The 1,976-nt window shown below is 33.4% G+C and carries 1 protein-coding gene and 1 tRNA gene; one reads left to right on the forward strand and one right to left on the reverse strand.

From position 1 onward, the window contains the following. Window positions 1–235: 235 nt before the first annotated feature. Window positions 236–308: transfer RNA gene (locus B091_RS0111480), tRNA-Lys, on the reverse strand. 557 nt (window positions 309–865) lie between these two features. Between B091_RS0111480 and B091_RS12405 the strand changes: the two genes are divergently transcribed. After that, window positions 866–1,810 carry a hypothetical protein gene (locus B091_RS12405; RefSeq protein WP_018110137.1) on the forward strand — a complete coding sequence of 315 codons (945 nt, stop codon included), beginning with the start codon at window positions 866–868 and terminating at the stop codon, window positions 1,808–1,810. Window positions 1,811–1,976 lie beyond the last annotated feature (166 nt).

Below are 1,976 nucleotides of genomic sequence, written 5' to 3' on the forward strand. Positions count from 1 at the left end.
CTTTCAGAGGAATTACAGACACTAAGTTCTTCCTCTTTAGAGCAACAGAGCTATTTGCTTAATATGTTAAATCCCCAAGAATATGATGTGAGCCCCGGTATGATCCGAACTGAGCCAAAAAAACTGGATATGTGAATAAGAAAATAGAGAAGCACTTTGTAGTACTTCTCTATCTGTTTTTAGTCCCTGATTTAGTCCCGCTTTGCAGTAACTATTTGATAATCAGTATTGATTGTACACCCACAGGGATTCGAACCCTGGACCCATTGATTAAGAGTCAATTGCTCTACCAACTGAGCTATGAGTGCATTTGCATATCGTTTTTCTGTCGATTGCGTTGCAAAGGTAATGTAAAAATATTAACGTGCAAACACATTGGAAAAAAAGTTCAAATATATTTTTAAAGAGTCTTGATTTTAACACTTATACGAGTCAGTTTTGTTTAAATATTTTAATTGGTAAACAATAGTTAATTAGTTGTTTAGTTGTCTTCAGGATGGGTTTATCTACCAGGATAGGTAGCTATAACTGTTTTTATTTTTATACTATATTAAAATATGTAAATCATTGTTTTAACAAATAGAGTAAACAATTTCTGACGTAAACGAGTCGTAGAATAATGCTGATCAAGTCTAACTTTTAATCTTAAATTGAGTTAATATTTGAAGTAGCAAACGATGTATTTATAGTGCGAAGGGCAGTTTAGTAATAATAGTAGAGGTAGATAAGAATTTATACGTTAAATAAGGCTTACTTTCGAATAATAAGTAGGAGCTAGATTGCTCAAATAAGAATAAGCATCTACCTTTGCAAAAAATAAGTAAATTTTTTTACTAGAAATAGTAAGTAAATAGTATTAGTGATTATGAAAATTAAATTATTTGTTTTGGGCGTTGCCTCATTATCAATTTTAAGCTGTGGTGGTATGAAAAAAGATTTAACACCAGCTACAACTCACGATTTATCGGGATGTTATGCAGACTCTGATTATAATAATCGTGCTGAAGGCTACGATTGGGTAGGCGTTGAAGTTGTTGCATTAACTGATACGACTGCACGCATTGCTGTGCGCTCGCGTAGTGATATTAAAACTCCAACTTGTAGATTTGATGCTGATGCATCTTTAGTAGGCAGAGATAGTCTGAAAGCAAGCTACGATGGCAAGAATATCTTCTTTACACTAAAAGACAGTGTTCTATCTGTAGGAACTGAGTTTGAACAAGATGCAAATCTATTAAATTTCTTTTGTTCTGGTGGAGCTTCAATTGAAGGTGATTATAAGCAAATTGACGGACAATTGGATCCTGCACAAGTTGACTTACGATCATTTGCTTCGTTTTTAAACTGGAATAACTTCTCTTATGAGGTAGAAGTTCTAAACGATACACTATTTATCCAACCTTATGGACTTGAAATCGATAATAGTCGTGTTTCTCACGAGTTGAATGGCTATACAGTGGTGAAAGCTGAGATTGGTGATTTAAATATTGATGGATTTCCTGAAGTATTGGTTTATCTACAGTCGACTGACGGATCTAAAAAAGGTGATATCATAGGTTATTCTATCAATAATGGTAAGTCAATGAGCCAGATTAGCTATGATAATACAATTGATGATTCTGAAAAATTTGTAGGTTACCAAGGTAATGACGATTTTGCTATAGTTGAAAGCACTTTTGTACGTAGATTTCCTTTAGCCGAAAGTGCTATTAAAGACAAAGAGTCTCCTAAAAACAGACAGATACAGTATAAACTTATTGATGGAGAAGCCAGTAGAGTCTTGACCGTCGACAAAGTATTAGCTTACTAGTTTTCCTTAAAGTAGGAACAAAAAAAAGCTGTCTAATAAATTTATCACTACAGCTTTTTTTTTTAATACTCTGTCTCGTCCTAATATAGCGTTACACAATACATGTAATGTTATGGAAGAGTCTAAAGATCAGTATGTAAAACGTACTCAAAAGGATTATAGTATG

The sequence above is a fragment of the Bacteroides propionicifaciens DSM 19291 = JCM 14649 genome, assembly GCF_000375405.1.
Classification (GTDB): domain Bacteria; phylum Bacteroidota; class Bacteroidia; order Bacteroidales; family Bacteroidaceae; genus Bacteroides_E; species Bacteroides_E propionicifaciens.

Coding starts and splice junctions, on each gene's coding strand:
- B091_RS12405 (WP_018110137.1), top strand. CDS start 866: ATGAAAATTAAATTATTTGTTTTGGGCGTTGCCTCATTATCAATTTTA.